17 protein-coding genes and 1 pseudogene are annotated in these 18,968 nt (G+C 68.5%); 1 reads left to right on the top strand and 17 read right to left on the bottom strand.

The features are described from left to right. Nucleotides 1–4: 4 nt before the first annotated feature. The 15 genes from N1032_RS04705 to N1032_RS04635 all read right to left on the bottom strand — a co-directional run bounded on the left by N1032_RS04705 (nucleotide 5) and on the right by N1032_RS04635 (nucleotide 15,907). Nucleotides 5–307: a hypothetical protein gene (locus tag N1032_RS04705; RefSeq protein ID WP_259537784.1), complete on the bottom strand. Its 303-nt coding sequence runs from the start codon at nucleotides 305–307 to the stop codon at nucleotides 5–7. 100 nt (nucleotides 308–407) lie between these two features. Further along, nucleotides 408–2,039 (bottom strand): cation:proton antiporter, encoded by a 1,632-nt coding sequence (locus tag N1032_RS04700; RefSeq protein WP_259537783.1) that lies wholly within the window; start codon nucleotides 2,037–2,039, stop codon nucleotides 408–410. Between the two features lie 82 nt (nucleotides 2,040–2,121). Beyond that, complete coding sequence (locus tag N1032_RS04695; RefSeq protein ID WP_259537782.1) at nucleotides 2,122–2,775, bottom strand: aggregation-promoting factor C-terminal-like domain-containing protein; 654 nt, start codon at nucleotides 2,773–2,775, stop codon at nucleotides 2,122–2,124. A 5-nt stretch (nucleotides 2,776–2,780) separates the two neighbouring features. Next, nucleotides 2,781–3,470, bottom strand: a complete 690-nt coding sequence (locus N1032_RS28260; protein WP_310795917.1) for an aggregation-promoting factor C-terminal-like domain-containing protein — start codon at nucleotides 3,468–3,470, stop codon at nucleotides 2,781–2,783. A gap of 27 nt (nucleotides 3,471–3,497) precedes the next feature. Continuing rightward, the gene (locus N1032_RS04685; protein ID WP_259537781.1) at nucleotides 3,498–5,204 is read right to left on the bottom strand and encodes a dipeptide ABC transporter ATP-binding protein; all 1,707 of its coding nucleotides are present in this window, start codon (nucleotides 5,202–5,204) and stop codon (nucleotides 3,498–3,500) included. After that, nucleotides 5,201–6,238, bottom strand: coding sequence for an ABC transporter permease (locus tag N1032_RS04680; RefSeq protein WP_259537780.1), 1,038 nt, complete (start codon nucleotides 6,236–6,238; stop codon nucleotides 5,201–5,203). Before N1032_RS04680 ends, N1032_RS04685 begins: the two co-directional genes overlap by 4 nt. 2 nt (nucleotides 6,239–6,240) lie before the next feature. Next, nucleotides 6,241–7,326 (bottom strand): ABC transporter permease, encoded by a 1,086-nt coding sequence (locus tag N1032_RS04675; protein ID WP_259537778.1) that lies wholly within the window; start codon nucleotides 7,324–7,326, stop codon nucleotides 6,241–6,243. 73 nt (nucleotides 7,327–7,399) lie between these two features. Continuing rightward, nucleotides 7,400–9,025: an ABC transporter substrate-binding protein gene (locus N1032_RS04670; RefSeq protein WP_259537990.1), complete on the bottom strand. Its 1,626-nt coding sequence runs from the start codon at nucleotides 9,023–9,025 to the stop codon at nucleotides 7,400–7,402. A gap of 201 nt (nucleotides 9,026–9,226) precedes the next feature. Next, nucleotides 9,227–9,784 (bottom strand): DivIVA domain-containing protein, encoded by a 558-nt coding sequence (locus tag N1032_RS04665; RefSeq protein ID WP_259537776.1) that lies wholly within the window; start codon nucleotides 9,782–9,784, stop codon nucleotides 9,227–9,229. A 48-nt stretch (nucleotides 9,785–9,832) separates the two neighbouring features. Next, nucleotides 9,833–10,789: a phosphatidate cytidylyltransferase gene (locus N1032_RS04660; RefSeq protein WP_259537775.1), complete on the bottom strand. Its 957-nt coding sequence runs from the start codon at nucleotides 10,787–10,789 to the stop codon at nucleotides 9,833–9,835. A gap of 19 nt (nucleotides 10,790–10,808) precedes the next feature. Then, entirely contained in the window at nucleotides 10,809–11,363 is a 555-nt protein-coding gene (gene frr / locus N1032_RS04655; RefSeq protein WP_259537774.1) for a ribosome recycling factor, read from the bottom strand. 48 nt (nucleotides 11,364–11,411) lie between these two features. After that, entirely contained in the window at nucleotides 11,412–12,131 is a 720-nt protein-coding gene (pyrH, locus tag N1032_RS04650) for a UMP kinase (RefSeq protein WP_259537773.1), read from the bottom strand. 129 nt (nucleotides 12,132–12,260) lie between these two features. Next, nucleotides 12,261–13,088 (bottom strand): translation elongation factor Ts, encoded by an 828-nt coding sequence (gene tsf, locus N1032_RS04645; RefSeq protein ID WP_259537771.1) that lies wholly within the window; start codon nucleotides 13,086–13,088, stop codon nucleotides 12,261–12,263. A 78-nt stretch (nucleotides 13,089–13,166) separates the two neighbouring features. Beyond that, on the bottom strand, nucleotides 13,167–14,192 hold the full coding sequence (gene rpsB / locus N1032_RS04640) for a 30S ribosomal protein S2 (RefSeq protein ID WP_259537770.1): 1,026 nt from the start codon (nucleotides 14,190–14,192) through the stop codon (nucleotides 13,167–13,169). Between the two features lie 206 nt (nucleotides 14,193–14,398). Further along, nucleotides 14,399–15,907 carry a sugar porter family MFS transporter gene (locus tag N1032_RS04635; RefSeq protein WP_259537769.1) on the bottom strand — a complete coding sequence of 503 codons (1,509 nt, stop codon included), beginning with the start codon at nucleotides 15,905–15,907 and terminating at the stop codon, nucleotides 14,399–14,401. Between the two features lie 88 nt (nucleotides 15,908–15,995). Here N1032_RS04635 and N1032_RS28255 point away from each other — a divergent pair. Then, nucleotides 15,996–16,538 (top strand): annotated as a pseudogene (locus N1032_RS28255) (peptidoglycan DD-metalloendopeptidase family protein); the annotation flags it as partial. 133 nt (nucleotides 16,539–16,671) lie between these two features. Here N1032_RS28255 and N1032_RS04625 read toward each other — a convergent pair. Together N1032_RS04625 and N1032_RS04620 are read right to left on the bottom strand one after the other, a co-directional pair. Beyond that, nucleotides 16,672–17,607: a tyrosine recombinase XerC gene (locus N1032_RS04625; RefSeq protein WP_259537768.1), complete on the bottom strand. Its 936-nt coding sequence runs from the start codon at nucleotides 17,605–17,607 to the stop codon at nucleotides 16,672–16,674. Nucleotides 17,608–17,983: 376 nt separating this feature from the next. Continuing rightward, the gene (locus tag N1032_RS04620; protein WP_259537767.1) at nucleotides 17,984–18,883 is read right to left on the bottom strand and encodes a phosphodiesterase; all 900 of its coding nucleotides are present in this window, start codon (nucleotides 18,881–18,883) and stop codon (nucleotides 17,984–17,986) included. Between the last annotated feature and the right edge of the window lie 85 nt (nucleotides 18,884–18,968).

Here is an 18,968-nt window from a genome sequence, read left to right as displayed (position 1 = left end):
GGCGTCAGCCTCCGATTCTCCAGCAGTGGGTGTGCCAGTGCCGCCGGGCGGCGAGGTCGCTCGCGTCGCCGAGCACGCCGTCGGCCCGCCAGGTGACCAGGTGGGCGACTCCGGGGGCGACGGTCAGGCCGCAGCCGGGGCAGATGTAGCCCTTCACCGCACTCGCCGCCGACACCGGCTGCACGTTCCAGGCTCCGTCACGACGGTGCTCGACCTTCTTCCAGCCCGCGAGCAGCCGCGAGAGGTCGTTCTCGTCGTCGCCGTCCCCGTCTGCGGCGCGACGGCGCGGACGGTTGTTGCGAGGCATACCCCAAGTCTACGAGCGACTCCTCCCGCCGAGTTGCGCCAAAGTGACCGTCCCGCGGACGCGGACGGTCACTTTGGCGCAATTCGGCGGGAGGGGGGGGTCAGTGGGGGCCATCGGAGGACTGCAGGCGCGACTCCTCCTGGTCGAGCATGACCTGCGCCCGCACGAGGATGCGGGAGGAGTACTCGCCCCGCGTGCGCGCGTCGAGCAGCGCGGCCCGCTCGGCCCGCAGCACCGAGAGGCGCAGCACGCGGTACTGCTCGTGCGGCGCCGATCCGCCCGCGTCGGCCGCGTGCGCCCGCTCCCAGGCCGACTCGCTACGCAGGTCGGCGTCGCTGCGCACCCGGTCGACCACGCTCTCGTCGACCACCTCGCCGTTCGGCAAGCTGACCTCGGGTGTCTCGAGCACCCGCAGGCCCGCCGCGCGGAGCTCGTCGACGAGCGTCGCGAACTCCGCGTGATCGGCCGCCTCGTCGATGCCCTTGAGCCGGGTGACCCGGATGATCCAGGGCAGCGTGCCACCCTGCAGGATGAGCGTGACGATCGACACCGTGAAGGCGATCAGCACGAGCTGGTTGCGGTAGGGCGTGCCCTCGGGCAGCGACTGCGCGGCCGCCACCGTGACGACGCCGCGCATGCCCGCCCAGGAGAGCACCACGCCACCTCGCCAGCCCGTGGCCTCCGCGGCATCCGTTCCCCCCGGATCCCGCCGATGCGCACGCGCCTGCTGCACCGCGAGCAGCGGCCCCACGAACGCGAACCGGATGACGAGCAGCACGAGAGCGGCGCCGAGGCCCAGCACGACCGAGCCCACGGCGTTGAGGTTCTGACTCTCGCTGCTCTGCACGGTGGCCGCGACGAAGATGTCTTTCAGCTCGAGCCCCATCAGCAGGAACACGCCGTTCTCGAGCAGGAACTGGATGGTTCGCCAGTTGAGGCGCTCGCTGATGCGCGTCGACGCCGTGAAGTGTTTCGCCCCCATGTGCCCGGTGTAGAGACCGGCGACCACGACGCTGAGAACTCCGGATGCGCCGATCGCCTCGGCCGGGATGTAGGCGATGAACGGAATGATGAACGACACCGCGGTGGTGAGCACGGAGTCGTTGATCTTCGACCGCAGGAAGACCGTCACGAAGCCGATGACGAGACCGATGGCGATGGCCGCCACCGACGAATACGCGAAGTCGACGACGCCGCCGCCGACGCCGCCGAGTGCCAGGGTGCCGGCCGTGGCGCCGATCGCGGTGCGCAGCAGCACGAGGGCCGACGCGTCGTTCACGAGACTCTCGCCCTCGAGCACGGCGATCAGGCGCGGCGGAAGACCGAGGCGCTTTCCGATCGAGGTGGCGGCGACGGCATCCGTGGGGCTGATCACCGCGCCGAGGGCGATGGCCGCGGCGATGTCGAGGTCGGGCAGGATGAGGAACAGCAGGAAACCGGTGATGAAGGCGCTGACGATCACGAGCAGCACCGAGAGCACCGAGATGGCGCCGAAGTTCTTGCGGAAGTCGACCAGCGGCAGGTTGATGGCCGACGAGTAGAGCAGCGGCGGCAGCACTCCGGCCAGGATGACCTCCGACGGCACGTGCACCGGAGGCACGCCGGGGATGATCGAGATGCCCAGGCCGATGACGACGAGCACGATCGGGGTCGCGAGACGCAGTTTCGGCGACAGCACCGACACGCCGACGATGATGATCAGGCAGATCACTGCGACGAGCTCGAGCCTCATGCGCTCAGCCTACTGAAACGCCGCCGCTCGCTCGGCGCGCCGCCACCAGGCGTCTGACCTGCCGGTCAGGGGCACGACGGGATCAGTACCAGCCGCGGTTCTCCGACGACGCCCACGCCTCACACGGCGTGCCGTAGGAGCCGGCGATGTACTGCAGGCCCCAGTTGATCTGCACGTTGGGGTCGGACTCCCAGCCCGGGCCCATCTTGCTGCCCGGCAGGGCCTGCGGGATGCCATAGGCGCCCGAGGGGTTCGACGCGGTCGGGTTCCAGCCCGATTCGCGGTTCCACAGCGCGAGTAGGTAGTAGTAGTTCTGCTCGCCCCAGCCGTAGCCCATGACGGCCTGGTAGGCGATGTCCTGCAACGACCCCGGGGCGGGCGGGCCCGGCGTGGGCACCACGTTGGTCTCGCAACCGCCTCCCGCAGCGGCAGCGGCGGGCTCGTCGGTCGTCACGGCCGGCAGGGCGACGGGAACCGCCACGGGCTCCGGCGCCGGGGGCTCTTTCACCGTGTAGCCGTCGCGGGTGACCGCGGATGCCGCGCCTCCTGCGACCGAGAGCGACTGCTCTCCTCCGGCCGACGCGATCACCGTCGGTGCGAACCCCTGCGACGCGTTCGCGCCGACCGAGTGCGGGTCGACGGCGAAGAGCAGCACGAAAGCAGCGGCGACCCCGAACGCCATCACTTGAAGCCCGACGCGCACGACGGGGTTGGTGGAGGTTCGGGTGGAGGACATCTGCATCAATACCAGTGCACGGCGTCGGAATGCGCAAGGGCGGTGACCGGATCGCCGTAGACGCCCTGGATGTAGTTGAGGCCCCAGGTGATCTGCGTGGCCGGGTTGGTGAGCCAGTCGTCGCCGGCCGACGCCATCTTCTTGCCGGGCAGGGCCTGCGGGATGCCGTAGGCGCAGCTGGAGGCGTTGAGGGCGTTGACCCGCCAGCCCGATTCGCGGCTCCACAGCGCGATGAGGGCGTCAAGCTGCGGGCCGGTCCAGCCGCGCTCGGCGGCGAGGGCTGCCGCGATGACCTGGGCTCCGGCGGGGTCGGCGACCGCGGCATCCGGATTCGGGCAGCCGGAATCGCTCGTCGACGAGCTCGTCGACTCGGTCGACACCTTCGTCTCGACGATCACGGGCTTCGGCGCCTCGGTGACCGAGTAGGCGTCGCGGAAGATGCTCGCGGCCACGGTGCCGCTCACGTCGAGTCGCTGCGCCGAGGCGGTCTCGGCCGTGAAGGTGCCCTCGAACGATGACGAGGCGGATGCCGCGCCGATGTTCGGGGCGACCACGGTGACGAAGACGCTGGCGGTGACGGCGGCCAGCCCGAGGCCCTGCAGCACCACCCGGCCGGTGTTCGTGGTTCGCCGACCGACGCCACGAACCCGGGGTGGGGTCTGCGTGCGCGCTTCGATCAAGGAGTGCTTTGCCACGATTTGAACGATTTTAGCCCATGCGACCTAATTCGCCCCAGCCTCGGCCTGGATGCGGGCCAGAAGGGTGCGCCGGGCGGCCTGTTCCACGGGGTCGGGAACGGGCAGCGAGGCGATGAGACGGCGGGTGTAAGGGTCTTGAGGGTCGCCCAGCACCTCGGCTCCCGTGCCCTCCTCGACGAGCTTCCCGTGGTAGAGCACGGCGATGCGATCGGCCAGCAGGTCGACCACCGCGAGGTCGTGGCTGATGAAGAGCGCGGCGAACCCGAACTCGAGCTGCAACTCGGCGAACAGCTCGAGCACCCGAGCCTGCACCGACACGTCGAGCGCGGAGGTCGGCTCGTCGGCGATGAGCAGCTTCGGCCCGAGGGCGAGCCCGCGCGCGAGGCTGGCCCGCTGCCGCTGGCCGCCGCTCAGCTCGTGCGGGAACCGGTCGCCGTAGCTCTTCGGCAGCTGCACGGCCTCGAGCAGCTCGTCGACGCGCTTGCGGGCCTGGGCCGGGTTCTTCGCGCGGCCGTGGATGACGAGCGGTTCGGCGACGGCGTCGGCGATCGTGAGCAGCGGGTTGAAGCTCGCCGCCGGGTCTTGGAAGACGAAGCCGATGTCGGCGCGCAGCGGCTTGAACCGGCGCTCCTGGAAGTCGAGCATCTCGAACCCGAGCACCTTGAGCGAGCCGCCCGTGATGCGGGTGAGGCCGCCGATGGCGCGGCCGATCGTGGTCTTGCCCGATCCGCTCTCGCCGACGAGCCCGAGCACCTCGCCCGGGCCGATCGAGAACGACACGTCGTCGACTGCCCGGAAGCCCTTGGCTCCGAAGCGGCCCGGGTATTCGATCGTGAGATGGGATGCCTCGACCACCGGCACGTCGACGACACCGCCCTCGTTGCGCTCGGCCCGCACCCGTTGCCGCTCCTCGGTGCGCACCCGGCCCTGGCCGATGCGGGGCACGGCGTCGAGCAGCCGCCGGGTGTAGTCGGCCTGCGGCGACGCGAACAGCGTCTTGGCGTCGGCTTCTTCGACGACCTTGCCCTGGTACATCACCGCGACGCGGTCGGCGAGGTCGGCCACGACGCCCATGTTGTGGGTGATGAGCACGATGGCGGTGTCGAACTCGTCGCGCAGGCGCCGCAGCAGCTCGAGGATCTCGGCCTGCACCGTCACGTCGAGCGCCGTGGTGGGCTCGTCGGCGACGATCAGGCCGGGGTTCAGCACCAGGGCCGACGCGATCACGACGCGCTGCTTCTGGCCGCCCGAGAACTGGTGCGGATAGTGGTTCACCCGCACCTCGGGGTCGGGGATGCCGACCTTGCGCAGGATCTCGATGGCCTCGAGCTTCGCCTCGGCCCGGGAGTACTTGCCGTGGGCGCGCAGCCCCTCGGCGATCTGCCAGCCGACCGTGTAGACGGGGTTGAGCGCGGTGGAGGGCTCCTGGAACACCATCGACACGTCGGCGCCGCGCACGGCCCGCAACTGCTTCTTGGTCAGCGACACGACGTCGGAGACCGAGTCGCCCTCACTGCTCGTCAGCAGCACGGCGCCGCCGACGGTGGCGGTCTCGGGCAGGAGGCCCAGGATCGTCTTGGCGGTGACCGTCTTGCCACTGCCCGACTCCCCCACGATGGCGAGCACCTCACCGCGGTTGACCGTGAGGCTCACGCCGTCGACGGCCTTGACGGCACCGGCATCCGTGGCGAACGAGATGGTCAGGTCGCTGATGTCGACGACGGGGGTCATGCGTTCTCCTCCTGGATGTCGAGGTCGGAGGGCAGCGGGCGGTCGACCGAGGTGAGCGACATCGTGCCCGACTTCTCCTTGACCCGCTTGCGCCCGCGCAGACGCGGGTCGGCGAGGTCGTTGAGGCTCTCGCCCACCAGGGTGATGCCCATCACGGCCAGCACGATCGCGAGGCCCGGGTAGAGCGCCGTCCACCAGATGCCGCTCGTGACGTCGGAGAGCGCCTTGTTGAGGTCGTAGCCCCACTCCGCTGCGGCCGTGGGCTCGATTCCGAAGCCGAGGAAGCCGAGGCCCGCGAGCGTCAGCAGCGCCTCGGACGAGTTGAGCGTGAAGATGATCGGCAGCGTGCGGGTGGCGTTGCGCAGCACGTGCCGGAACATGATGCGCGGGGCCGAGGCGCCGAGCATCTTGGCCGATTCGACGTAGGGCTCCGCCTTGATGCGGATGGTCTCGGCCCGGATGACGCGGAAGTACTGCGGGATGAACACCACCGTGATCGACAGCGCGGCCGCCAGGATGCCGCCCCAGAGGCTCGACTGGCCGCCCGAGATCGCGATCGACAGCACGATCGCGAGCAGCAGCGACGGGAACGCGTAGATCGCGTCGGCGATGACGACGAGCACCCGGTCGAGCCAGCCACCGATGTAGCCCGACACGAGACCCAGCAGGATGCCGGCGAAGATCGAGCACAGCACGGCGATGATGATCACCAGGATGGCGGTCTGCGCACCCCAGATCACGCGCGAGAACACGTCGTAGCCGCCGACGGTGGTGCCCATGATGTGGGCTGCGCTCGGGGGCTGCTGTGCCCCGAACGGACCCGAGGCATCGCGCAACTGGGCGAAGCCGTAGGGCGCGATGAAGGGCGCGAAGATGGCGACCAGGATGAAGACGGCGGTCAGGGCGAGGCCGGCGATCAGCATGCCGCGTTGCAGGCCGACGCTCTGGCGCAGCTGCTTGAGAACGGGCAGCCGGCTGAGCAGCCCGGGCTTGGTGGGCGGCAACGTGGTGACGGGTTCGGCGGTGGTGGTCATGCCTAGTACCTCACTCGCGGGTCGATGAGCGCCGCGATGATGTCGACGATGAAGTTGGTGAGGGCCACGATCACGGCCAGCAGGGCGACGATGCCCTGCACCGCCACGAAGTCGCGGGCCGCCAGGTAGGCCGCGAGCTGAAAGCCGAGGCCTTTCCATTCGAAGGTGGTCTCTGTCAGCACCGCGCCGCCGAGCAGAAGCGCGATCTGCAGGCCGATCACCGTGATGATCGGAATGAGCGCGGGCTTGAAAGCGTGCTTGCGCACGAGCCGGGCTTCACCGACACCGCGTGAGCGGGCGGCATCCACGTAGTCGGTGCCGAGCGTGCCGATGACGTTGGTGCGCACGAGCCGCAGGAAGACGCCCGCGGTGAGCAGGCCCAGGGCGATGCCGGGCAGCACGGCGTGGGCGAGCACGTCGCCGATCGCCGCCGGGTTGCCGAGGGCGATGGCGTCGATGAGGTAGATGCCGGTCTTGTTGGGCAGGGTCTGCATCGAGAGCTCGGTGCGCGTCGTCGCGCGCCCGGCCACCGGGAGCCACTGCAGCCAGACCGAGAAGACGAGCTTCAGCAGCATGCCGGCGAAGAACACCGGGGTGGCATACCAGAGGATGGCGAAGATGCGCAGCACGGCGTCGGGCAGGCGGTCGCGGTAGTAGGCGGCGAGCATGCCGAGCGGGATGCCGACGATGAAGGCCACGATCAGGGCGTAGAAGGCCAGTTCGAGCGTCGCGCCACCGTAGGTGAGCAGCACCTCGGTGATGGGGCGGTTGTCGCTGATGGTGTTGCCGAAGTTGCCGGTGAACACCTGGCCGAGGTATTCGAGGTATTGCACGATCACCGGCCGGTCGTAGCCGGCGGCGTGGATGCGCTCCTGCAGCTGATCGGCGGTGAGCCGGCCGCCCTGCGCGGCCGTGATCGGGTCGCCGACCGTGCGCAGCAGGATGAAGACGAGGGTGACCAGGATGAAGATGGTCGGAAAGATCAGAAGGAACCGCACGAGCAGGTAGCGCGCGAACCCGCCTCCGGCGCTCTTGGGTTTCGGGGCGACCACCGACGGTGCGTCGGTCGGAAGCAGACTTGTCGTCATCGTTGCCAATCAGTCGGTGACCGAACGAAGGGCGGCCGGTGTGAACCGGCCGCCCCCGTTGCGGATGTGAGTGCTAGCCCTTAGTCAGCGGAGCGTAGCGGAACTTGAAGGATGCGTCGAGGGTGACCCCGTCGACATCCGTTCCCGCCACCGCGACCTGGGCGCCCTGCAGGTAGGGAACCGTCGAGAGATCGGCGGCCACCTTGGCCTGGATGTCCTCGATGATCGCCTGGCGAGCGGCCGGGTCGGCCGTCGACGCCTGCTGCAGGATGAGGTCGTTGACCTCGGGGTTGTCGTAGTGGTTGCCGAGGAAGTTCTCCGTGAGGAAGAACGGCGTCAGGTAGTTGTCGGCGTCGGAGTAGTCGGGGAACCAACCCAGCTGGTAGGCCGGGTAGAGGTCTGCCGTGCGGTCCTTCGCGTACTGCACCCACTCGGTCGACTGCAGGTTGACCGTGAACAGTCCGTCGGCCTCGAGCTGGTCTTTGATCAGCGCGTACTCGTCACCCGAGGAGGGGCCGTAGTGGTCGGGGCTGTACTGCAGGTTCAGCTCGACGGGCGTGGTGACGCCGGCGGCCTCGAGGGTCGACTTGGCCTTGTCGGCCGAGGGGCCGCCCTGGCCGTCACCGTAGAGGTCTTTCAGCACCTCGGTCGCGCCGGTCAGACCGGCGGGAACGAAGGAGTACAGGGGCGTGTAGGTGCCCTTGTAGACCTGGTCGGCGATCTCGTCGCGGTCGATCAGGTCGGCGACGGCCTGACGGACCGCGGTGGCCTTCACGGCATCCGGCTCGGTTGAGGTGGCGCCGAAGGGCTGCGTGTCGAAGTTGAACGTGATGTAGCGGATCTCTCCACCCGGGCCGTCCCACACCTTGACCTTGTCGTTCTTCGACAGGTCGTCGACGTCGGTGGCCGAGAGGCTGCGGAACGCCACGTCGATGTTGCCCTCCTGCACGTCGAGCTTGAGGTTCGACGAGTCGGCGTAGTACTTGGCGTTGATCGGCGACTCGGCGGCGGGCAGCACACCCTTGTAGCCGTCGAAGGGCTCGTAGGAGATGAGGTTGTTGAAGTCGTAGCTCGTGATCTTGTACTGACCGGCGAACGCCTCGCCCTTCACGATGTCTTCGTCGGGCGTGATCGCGTCGGCGGAGAAGACCTCTTCGTCGACGATCGGGCCGGCCGGGCTCGACAGGATCTGCGGGAAGACCTGGTCGTCGGGGTTCTTCAGGTTGAAGACCACGGTCAGGTCGTCGGGGGCGTCGACGCTGTCGAGGTTGTAGAGCAGCGACGACGGGCCGTTGGGGTCGGCGATCGCGATGTCGCGGTCGAAGGTGAACTTCACGTCGGACGAGGTGAGCTCGTTGCCGTTCGCGAAGGTGAGCCCCTCTTTGAGCTTGACCGTGTATTCGGTCGGGCCCGTGAATTCGGCGCTCTCGGCGATGTCGGGCTCGACGTCGGGGCTGCCGTAGGGGGTGTTCATGAGGAACGGGAAGACCTGGTTCATCACGGCGAACGAGCCGTTGTCGTAGGAGCCGGCCGGGTCGAGCGTGGTGACCTTGTCGGTGGTGCCGACGATGATGGCGTCGCCTGCGCTGGCGGTGTCGCCTCCCGAGCCACCGGCGCAGCCGGTCAGAACGAGTGCGAAGGCGGCCCCACCGGCCGCGACGACGAGTGATCGCCGGGCGAATTTGGATGCGGATGTCATATCCGTCATTACCTCTTCCTGTTGTGTCGTGCGAAGCGCTAGCCGAGCGCCAGAAATCGCCTCAGCACGCTTTTGCTGTGAGACATGGCTAACACATAGCTCTGTCGTCGCCCAACCGGCGGGGTCTCCGGGAGCGGATTCTTTACGCGATCGAAATGTTCGGCGCAATGTGCGCACTAATTACCCATTCGGCGCAAGAAATCAGCGCACGGCCAGCATCACGTCGACCGCGGCATCCAGCACGGCGTCGACCTGCAGTTCGCTGTAGCCGCCTCGTTTCGATCGGAACACGGCGGTGCGCACGTCGGTGACCGTGACATCCGCGCCGGCGCGGAAGTATTCGATCAGCCCGTCGGCGAAGGCGTCGACGTCTTTGGGGTGGTAGCCCACGCGCAAGAATCCCGCGCGATCGAACTTCTGGCCGTCGGGCCGCTCCAGCCGCACGAGGATCTCGGCCGCCCGGTTGCGCGCCCCGGCGAACCACTCCTCGTCACCCGCCGCCTGATAGGCGCGGTCGCGTTCCCGCAGGGCGAAGGCGTCTTCGAGCCGCTCGAGCGCGGCGTCGACTGCCGGCGCGTAGTAGCCGCCCTTGCGCATTGTGAAGGCCATGTGCCGCACCATGTCGCTGGTCAGCGAGTAGTCGCCGGATGCCGCGTCCCGGTCGTCGTAGGCCAGGCGCGCCTTGTTCAGAAAGTCGTCGACCTCGTTCACGTCGTAGCCGAGGCTCGAACTGCGGGTGCGGGGAAAAGGAACGCTCACGCGTCTATTGTGCCAACGATTCGCCCGCAACTCTGCCTGCTGGCGCGCTCAGCTCGCGAAAACGACCCACAGCACGTAGGCCGCGGCGGCCGAGGGGAGGATGGAATCGAGCCGGTCGAGGAACCCGCCGTGGCCCGGAAGCCACGAACTCATGTCTTTGATGCCGATGTCGCGCTTCAGCAGCGACTCCGACAGATCGCCGACCGTGGCGGTGGTCACGATGACCGCGCCGAGGATGAGACCGAACCACCAGGGCTGCTGCAACATGAAGATCGCCAGCAGCACTCCCCCGATGAGCGCCACCAGCGCAGCGCCGGCGAGGCCCTCCCAGGTCTTCTTCGGGCTGATGGTGGGCGCCATCGGGTGCTTGCCGAAGTTCAACCCGCTCGCGTAGGCGCCGACGTCGGTCAGCACCACCACCACGATGAACGCCAGCACCCACCACTGGCCACCCTCCTGGGCGAGCAGCAGCACGGCGACACTGCCGAGGAACGACACGTAGACCTGCACGAAGGTGCTGGCGGCGAGATCGCGCACGAGCCCGGCGGCATCCGGTCGCGGCGGCAGGAAGGCCACCTCGACCAGGCGCCACAGCGCCACGAAGACCACGCCGCCCACGAACACCAGCCACTGGCCCTCGGCGCCCCAGAAATAGGATGCCGGCACCAGCGCGACCCCGGCGATCATGGTGGGGATGCGCGGCACGTGAATCGAGGCGTGCCGCAGCGCGGTGGCCAGCTCGAGGGTGGCGAACGCGACCAGCACGGCGGCGAGGATCATGAAGATCCACTTGAAGAACACCAGGCTCAGCACCATCACCGCCGCCAGCACGAGGCCGATGGCGATGGCGGAGATGAGGTTGCGGCCCGACCGCGCCGTTATGCGCTCGTTGGCTTCGTCGAACTGCTCTTTGCGGGCCTTGACCTGAGCCTGGATGTCGGCGCGCGAAAGCGACCTCGGCCGCCTGGTCGGTGGCGTCCGGCTCGGGCCGGGTTCGTGGCTCATGGCAGGCGACCCTTCGAGGTCAGACCTCGAGGAGCTCGGCTTCTTTGCGCTTCAAGGCGTCGTCGACCGCGTCGACCGACTTCTTGGTGATGAGTTCGAGCTCCTTCTCGCCGCGCGAGACCTCGTCGTCGCCGACCTCGCTCTTCAGCGCGTCGAGGTCGTCTTTCGCCTTGCGCCGGATGTTGCGGATCGACACCTTGCCGTCTTCGGCCTTGGTGCGCACGATCTTCACGTATTCCTTGCGGCGCTCCTCGGTGAGGTCGGGCAGGGTGATGCGGATGATGTTGCCGTCGTTGGTGGGGTTCGCGCCCAGGTTCGGAACGTCGCGGATCGCCTGCTCGATGTCGCGCAGCGCACCCTTGTCGTAAGGCGTCACGATGAGCGTGCGCGCCTCGGGGTTCTGCAGCGAGGCGAGCTGCGCCAGCGGGGTCGGGGTGCCGTAGTAGGGAACCATGATCTTCTGGAACAGCGCGGGGTTCGCGCGGCCCGTGCGCACCGTCGAGAAGTCGTCTTTCGCCACATCGACGGCTTTGTTCATGCGCTCGGTCGCGTCGGCCAGTACATCCGCAATCACTTCGAACTCCTTCGGGATCAGTCGTGTCAAGTGTAGTCAGTGCTGCCGTCAGTCCGAGGTGACGAGGGTTCCGATGCGCTCGCCGCGGATGGCCTTGGCGATGTTGCCGGCCGGCTCCATGCCGAAGACGTGCATGGGCATGCCGTTGTCCATGCAGAGGCTGAAGGCGGTGGAGTCGACCACTTTGAGGCCCTGCTGCAGCGCCTCGTTGTAGGTGAGCTTCTCGAGCTTCACGGCATCCGCCACGATGCGCGGGTCGGCGGAGTAGACCCCGTCGACGCCGTTCTTGGCCACGAGCACCTCGTCGGCGTGCGTCTCGAGAGCTCGCTGGGCCGCGACCGTGTCGGTCGAGAAGTAGGGCAGCCCGGCGCCGGCGCCGAAGATGACGACGCGGCCCTTCTCGAGGTGCCGGATGGCGCGGCGCGGAATGTAGGGCTCGGCGACCTGGGTCATCGAGATGGCGCTCTGCACGCGCGTCTCGGCCCCGGCCTGCTCGAGGAAGTCCTGCAGGGCGAGGGCGTTCATCACGGTGCCCAGCATGCCCATGTAGTCGGCGCGCCCGCGGTCCATGCCGCGCTGGGAGAGTTCGGCGCCACGGAAGAAGTTGCCGCCGCCCACGACGATCGCGACCTCGACCTCTTTGGCCGCTTCCGCGATCTCACGGGCGAGACCGCTGACGACGTCGGGATTGACCCCGAGCGAGCCGCCCCCGAATGCTTCACCGGAAAGTTTGAGTAGTACCCTGCGCTTGTGTTCCGGCTCTGACATTCGCGTCGCGTCCCTTCGTCGTGCCTGTCTCAGGCTATCGTTCCCGCGAACGGCCGGAAGCCGCGGCGGGCAGGAAAAAGGGCCCGGATCTGTCGACCCGAGCCCTTTCTCGTGAGTTCTCTTCCGAGCTTACGCGCCGACCTTGAAGCGGGCGAAACCGGTGACTTGGATGCCGGCATCCGCCAGCACCTTCGAGACCGAGAGCTTGTTGTCCTTCGCGTAGTCCTGCTCGAGCAGGGCGACCTGCTTGAAGTAGGCCGTGACGCGACCCTCGACGATCTTGGGCAGGGCCGCTTCGGGCTTGCCCTCGTTCTTCGAGATCTCGGTCACGAGCGCGCGCTCCTTCTCGACCGCGTCGGCCGGAACGTCTTCGCGAGCGAGGTACTGCGGGTCGGCGAACGAGATGTGCTGCGCGATGGAGCGAGCGGTCTCGGCGTCGTCGCCCGTGTAGGCCACGACCACGCCGACCTGCGGGGGCAGGTCTTTGCTGGTCTTGTGCAGGTAGATCTCGAACGCGTCGCCGGTGAGGCGCACGATGCGTCGGAGCTCGATCTTCTCGCCCAGGATCGCGGCCTCGTCGTTGATGACGTCGGCCACGGTCTTGTCGCCGGCCGGGGCGGCCAGCGCCTCGTCGACGGTGGAAGCACCGGCGGCGAACGCGGCGTCGAGCACGACGTTCGCGAGCGCGATGAACTTGTCGCCCTTGGCCACGAAGTCGGTCTCGCAGGCGAGCTCGATCATCGTGGCGGCGCCGTCGCCCTGGGTGGCGGCGACGAGGCCCTCGCTCGTGGAGCGGTCGGCACGCTTCGCGTTGCCCTTCGCACCCTTGAGACGCAGGATCTCGACGGCCTTCTCCATGTCACCATCGGCCTCGACGAGGGCGTTCTTGGTGTCGACCATGCCGGTGCCGAGCTGCTCGCGCAGCGCCTTCACATCGGCCAGGCTGATTGTTGCCATTTGCTACTGACTCCTTGAGATGTTGTCTGCGTCGCCGTTGTTCGCGGCGACGTGGAGGTGTCTGTGCCCGACGCGCCTCTACTCGGCGGCGGGGGTCTTCTCGGCGGGGGTGGCCTCGGCTTCGATCTTCGCCTCGGTCTCGGCGTCGGACTCCACGTGGTGCTCGACGACCAGCGACGGGTCGGTGATCTCGGCCAGGTCGGCCACGGCACCGGCGTCGGCGTCGTTCTCTTCGGTGGGCGTCTCGGCGGCGATGACCTCGGCCACGGCTTCGACGTTCTCGGGGCCGGTGACGAGACCGTCGACGGCCTCGATCTTCTCGGCCTCGCTCTGCGGGGTCTCCGACGCCTGCAGCAGCTCGCGCTCCCACTCGGCCAGCGGCTCGGCGGGGGCGTCGCCCTCTTCGGGCTTCTGGTGACGCTGGATGAGGCCCTCGGCGGCGGCGTCGGCCACGATGCGGGTCAGCAGGGCGACGGAACGGATCGCGTCGTCGTTGCCCGGAATCGGGTAGGTGACCTCGTCGGGGTCGCAGTTGGTGTCGAGGATGCCGATGACCGGGATGCCCAGCTTCTTGGCCTCGTCGATCGCGAGGTGCTCTTTCTTGGTGTCGACGACCCACAGCGCCGACGGCGTCTTGGTGAGGTTGCGGATGCCGCCGAGCGACTTGTGCAGCTTGTCGAGCTCGCGCTTCTTGATGAGCAGCTCTTTCTTCGTGAACCCGCTCTTCGCGGTGTCTTCGAAGTCGAGCTCCTCGAGCTCCTTCATGCGGGCGAGTCGCTTCGACACCGTCTGGAAGTTGGTGAGGAGGCCACCGAGCCAGCGCTGGTTCACGTAGGGCTGGCCGACGCGGGTCGCCTGCTCGGCGATGGACTCCTGAGCCTGCTTCTTCGTGCCGACGAAGAGGATGGTGCCGCCGTGGGCGACCGTCTCCTTGACGAAGTCGTAGGCCTTGTCGATGTAGCCGAGCGACTGCTGCAGGTCGATGATGTAGATGCCGGAACGCTCGGTGAAGATGAAGCGCTTCATCTTCGGGTTCCAACGGCGGGTCTGGTGCCCGAAATGCACGCCGCTGTCGAGCAGCTGGCGAATGGTTACGACGGCCATGAGCCGGTCTCCTGTTCTCAGCGCGCGCCACAGCCTCCACGGCCGGGGGCACGCCATTCTCGGTTTCTCTTCGCGACGGTGGCCGCGAATCCTGGTGCCCGGCGCGCATCCGACCCCCTCGTGAGAAAGGGACCGATTGGATGCGGACTGCCGATTGGGCACGCGTAGTCACCCCGACATGCGAGGTGCTCCGAGAATCATACCATTCAGCTGGGTGTGGCGGCGGCCTCGCGTTTGCGGCCGCGTTCGACCTTCAAGCTGTCCATGCTCTCGAGCGACCGGCCCTTGGTCTCGGGCACCGCGAAGAACACGAACACGAACGACACCAGGGCGAAGAACGTGTAGAGCCCGTAGGTGAAGGCGAGCGAGAAGGCCGACAGCGCCGGGAAGGTCTCGGTGATGGCGAAGTTGGTCAGCCACTGCGCCGCCGCGGCGACACCGAGCGCCTTGCCGCGGATGCGGTTCGGGAAGATCTCGCCGAGCAACACCCAGACGATCGGGCCCCAGGTGGCGCCGAAGAAGATGACGAAGAGGTTCGCACCCACCAGGGCGAGCGGGCCCCAGGCCCCGGGCAGCTGCGGGGCGCCGTCGACGAGCTGCGACTGCGAGAACGCCACCGCCATCAGGCCGAGCGACACCACCATGCCGGCAGAACCCGTGAGCAGCAGGGGGCGGCGGCCGATCTTGTCGACGAAGAAGATGGCCACGAAGGTCACGGCGACGTTGATGATGCTGGTGACCACCGAGATGGTGAAGCTCGTGCTCGAGTCCGTGGTGTCGAAGCCGACCGAGCTCCAGAGGCTGGTGGAGTAGTAGAAGATGACGTTGATGCCGACCAGCTGCTGGAACATCGACAGCAGGATGCCGACCCAGACCACGGGGAGCAGACCGAACATCTTGCCGCGGAGGCTGGCGGTGCGGGCGTTCTCGCGGTCTTCGCGCAGGCTCTTCTCGATCTCGTCGAGGGCAGGGTCGACCTCGCTGGCCGGGATGACGCTGGCGAGCACTTTTCGCGCGTCTTCCTTGCGGTCTTTGCCGGCGAGATAGCGCGGGGACTCCGGAAGCCGCCAGGCGAGCAGGCCGTAGACGATGGCGGGCACGGCGCAGGCGATGAACATCCAGCGCCAGGCGTCCTGACCGAACCAGAGCGGTTCGTTGGCGCCGCCCGCCGCGCCCTGCAGCAGGGTGTCGGAGAGCAGGGCCGCGAAGATACCGAGGGTGATCGCGAGCTGCTGCAGGCTGGCGAGGCTGCCGCGCACGGCCTTCGGCGCGATCTCGGCGATGTAGGCCGGGGCGATGACGCTCGCGATGCCGATTCCGAGACCGCCGATGACGCGCCAGGCGATGAGGTCCCAGACGGCGAACGCGAAGCCCGAGCCGATCGACGAGACGAGGAAGAGTCCGGCGCCGATGAGCATGACCGGGATGCGGCCGATGCGGTCGGCGAGCCGGCCTGCGAAATAGGCGCCGATCGCGCAGCCGAGCAGCGCACAGGCGACCACGAAGCCGGACAGTAGCGGGAGGTCGCCGAGAGCGAAGTCCTCGTCGATCGCCTTCACCGCGCCGTTGATGACGGAGGAGTCGAAACCGAAGAGGAACCCGCCGAGGGCCGCAGCGATCGACAGGGCGATGACCTTGCGGCGCAGCTTGCCGGCAAGGTGGGGATCGTCGGCCTTGGGTGTCGGTCGGGCGGTTCCAGGGTCATTCGTGGTCATGACGGACTCCTTCGTGCCGATGTCGTACCGGGGCGCGGGCTTCCCGTCCGCTCCCCCACAACATCGATCCTGGCACGAATAGTGCACAATGGCGGCCAACTCGTTCCGCGGCGCGCGGCTCGTCGCCAGGGTAGGCGGCATGGAGCTGTGGAGCGTGGTGCGTCGAGTGGCGGGGTGGGCCGCGCGGGTCGGGGTGGGGTGCGCGGTGTTGGTGGCGCTGGTGGTGGCGGCCGGGGCCGCCGGGCCGGCTGGAGCGGCACCGGTGGGGTCGGCGGCGGCCGATGCGGAGGCGGGCGGGATCGCGCGTGCGGCGGTCTCGGGTGGCCGGCGGGAGTGGCAATGGCCGGTGGTGGCGCCGGCGGTAGTGGTGGCCGAGTTCGTGGCGCCGGCCGACCGTTACAGCGCGGGTCATCGAGGTGCCGACCTCGCGGCCGCTGCCGGCGCGATGGTTTTGGCGCCGCACGACGGCGTGGTCGCGTTCGCCGGACCGGTCGGCGGCCGACCGGTGGTGGCGATCGAGCATCCGGATGGCTATCGGTCGAGCGTCGAACCCGTGATCGCGCTGGAGGGTGTGGCGGTCGGAACGCCGGTCGCTCGAGGTCAGCCGATCGGCAGGGTGGCCGTCGGCGGTCATTGTGGCAGTGCGTGTCTGCACTTCGGCGTGAGGCTCGGCGAGGCCTATTTGAACCCGCGGTCACTGGTGGGCGTCGTTCCGCGGGCCGTGTTACTGCCTCTGCAGAGGGCACTCCAGGGTGCCGGCGCGCTCAGGCGCGGGGGTGCGCCGCCTGATAGGAGGCGCGAAGGCGCTCGACGGTCACGTGCGTGTAGATCTGGGTGGTGCCGAGACTCGCGTGGCCGAGCATCTCCTGCACCGCCCGCAGGTCGGCTCCCCCATCGAGCAGGTGGGTGGCGGCGGTATGACGAAGAGCGTGCGGGCCTGCGGGACCGGTCCCGGGAACCGATTCGAGCAGTCGTGCCACGAGCTCGTAGACCGATCGGGTTCCGAGACGTCCGCCCCGCACCCCGACGAACAGGGCGCGCCCACTGGCTCTGGTGGACGGCGGCACCGCGGCGGATTGCCGTTGCAGGAGGTTTGGCCGCGAGCGCGCGAGGTAGTCCGCCAGGGCGAGATGCGCCGGTTGTCCGAACGGAACGACGCGTTCCTTCGAACCCTTGCCGATCACGCGAACCGTGCGACGGTCGAGATCGAGATCGTCGAGGTCGATGCCGACGAGTTCTGAGACGCGCAGGGCCGAGGCGTAGAGCAGTTCGACCACGGCCAGGTCGCGCAGAGCGACGGGATCGCCGTCGCGTGCCGCCTGTTGCAGATGGTCGAGCACGCCCCCCATGGAGTCGTTGGAGAGCACGCGCGGAAGGGTGCGGTCGGGCTTCGGTGCCCGCAGCCGCGTGGCGGCGTCGATCCCGATCGCGCCCGAACGCCGCAACCACGCCGAGAACGTCTTCACGGTGGCGGAGCGGCGCGCGAGGGTCGACTTGGCGAGCTCCCGTTGTGAGGCGGCCCAGAGCCAGTCCCGGTAGAGGTCGAGGTCGAGCTGCGCCACGTCGTCCACACCGCGAGCGGCGGCGAATCGTTCGAGGTCGGCGAGATCGGAGTCGTACGACCGCGCAGTGTGCTCCGAGTACCCGCGCTCGAGTCGCAGGTAGCGCCCGTAGTCGGCGCGTGCGTCCGAGATCTTCACTCCCCCAGCATGCCCGCAACCCGCCGATTCCCGACGCCCCGACGCGGCGCGCTGCCCACCCGGCAAGCCGCCGATTCGCGACGCCCCAACGCGGCGCACTGCCCACCCGGCAAGCCGCCGATTCGCGACGCCCCAACGCGGCGCACTACCCACCCGGCAAGCCGCCGATTCCCGACGCCCCAGCGCGGCGCACTGCGCACCCGAGCGCCCGCCGGTTCGTGACGCCCGACGCGGCGCGCGGCGCACCCGGCGTCGCACCTGGCCAGTCTCGAGGCCTAGCCGACTCGTGCAGACGCACACTCACAGGGCGAGCCCACGCAGAATCCCTGTCGGCGCGCCGCGAGGATGACGGGCCGGCCTTGCGTGGCGGGGGCTGTCAGGTCGCGGCGGGCGGCGACTGGCGCGAGAAGGCCTCGCGCTGCTCGGCTTCGGGGAGGGCGTAGACGCGGTCGACGAATTCGTTGTCGAAGCCCGAGACCACCGGAAAGTCGCCGATGGGCACGATGGAGTGCACGATGCGGTCGTCGTAGACGTGCACGATCGAGAACGACTGTCCCCCGCCGACGCCGGCGAGCCGACCGCGCACGGCGGCGACATCCATCGTGTAGCAGGTGGCGGCGGCGACCGAGACCTGCACTCCTGCGAACATGCTCGTGGTGGAGTAGTGCAGGTGACCGCCGAGAATGGCTCGCACGTCGCTGCCGGCGATGACGTCGGCGAGTTCGTTCTGACGCTGCAGCTCGAGGATGGGCATGAGCGGGATGGTGGTCGGAATCGGCGGGTGATGCAGCGCCACGATCGTGCCTTCGGGCGCCGGGTCGGCGAGTTCAGCCCGCAACCACGCGAGTTGCTCGGCCGAGAGTTCGCCGTGGTGGTAGCCGGGAACGCTCGTGTCGAGGGCGATCAGCCGCAGGCCGCCCAGGCGGATGCTCGTCACCACCGGATCACCCAGCGGCGCCTCGTCGAGCAGGTCGACCCGCATCCGGGCCCGGTCGTCGTGGTTGCCCATGACCCACAGCACCCGGGCACCGAGTCGCTCGGCCGCCGGATCGACGATGCTCCGGATGCGCCGATAGGCGTCTTCTTCACCGAGGTCGGCGATGTCTCCGGTGAACACGAGAGCCTCGGGGCGGATGCCCGAGTTCTCGAGCTGGCGCAGCGCCTGCGTCAACGTCGCGTCGGTGTCGACCGTGCCGTAGAGGGGCTTCTCGCCGGCGAGGAAGTGCGTGTCGCTGATGTGGACGATCGTGTGCAGGGGCTCACCGTATTGAGACATGACCACCAGTGTCGCAGACCGAGGTTGCCGGCTCGGAACTCGGGGGTCACGCGCAGGTGTACGCCACACTCAGCACGCGCTCGCC

The sequence above is a fragment of the Herbiconiux daphne genome (genome assembly GCF_024979295.1).
GTDB classification, from domain to species: Bacteria; Actinomycetota; Actinomycetes; order Actinomycetales; family Microbacteriaceae; genus Herbiconiux; species Herbiconiux daphnes.
The sequence above is the reverse complement of the archived record's forward strand: the minus strand, read 5'-3'. Positions and strand labels throughout refer to the sequence as shown.

What these genes read in the sequence shown, in the direction of transcription:
- tsf (WP_259537771.1), bottom strand. Translation starts at nt 13,088, where the DNA reads ATGGCAACAATCAGCCTGGCCGATGTGAAGGCGCTGCGCGAGCAGCTC.
- N1032_RS04685 (WP_259537781.1), bottom strand. Translation starts at nt 5,204, where the DNA reads ATGACCCCCGTCGTCGACATCAGCGACCTGACCATCTCGTTCGCCACG.
- N1032_RS04620 (WP_259537767.1), bottom strand. Translation starts at nt 18,883, where the DNA reads ATGTCTCAATACGGTGAGCCCCTGCACACGATCGTCCACATCAGCGAC.
- N1032_RS04700 (WP_259537783.1), bottom strand. Translation starts at nt 2,039, where the DNA reads ATGAGGCTCGAGCTCGTCGCAGTGATCTGCCTGATCATCATCGTCGGC.
- rpsB (WP_259537770.1), bottom strand. Translation starts at nt 14,192, where the DNA reads ATGGCCGTCGTAACCATTCGCCAGCTGCTCGACAGCGGCGTGCATTTC.
- N1032_RS04635 (WP_259537769.1), bottom strand. Translation starts at nt 15,907, where the DNA reads ATGACCACGAATGACCCTGGAACCGCCCGACCGACACCCAAGGCCGAC.
- N1032_RS04675 (WP_259537778.1), bottom strand. Translation starts at nt 7,326, where the DNA reads ATGACGACAAGTCTGCTTCCGACCGACGCACCGTCGGTGGTCGCCCCG.
- pyrH (WP_259537773.1), bottom strand. Translation starts at nt 12,131, where the DNA reads ATGTCAGAGCCGGAACACAAGCGCAGGGTACTACTCAAACTTTCCGGT.
- N1032_RS04705 (WP_259537784.1), bottom strand. Translation starts at nt 307, where the DNA reads ATGCCTCGCAACAACCGTCCGCGCCGTCGCGCCGCAGACGGGGACGGC.
- N1032_RS04680 (WP_259537780.1), bottom strand. Translation starts at nt 6,238, where the DNA reads ATGACCACCACCGCCGAACCCGTCACCACGTTGCCGCCCACCAAGCCC.
- N1032_RS04660 (WP_259537775.1), bottom strand. Translation starts at nt 10,789, where the DNA reads ATGAGCCACGAACCCGGCCCGAGCCGGACGCCACCGACCAGGCGGCCG.
- N1032_RS04695 (WP_259537782.1), bottom strand. Translation starts at nt 2,775, where the DNA reads ATGTCCTCCACCCGAACCTCCACCAACCCCGTCGTGCGCGTCGGGCTT.
- N1032_RS04670 (WP_259537990.1), bottom strand. Translation starts at nt 9,025, where the DNA reads ATGACATCCGCATCCAAATTCGCCCGGCGATCACTCGTCGTCGCGGCC.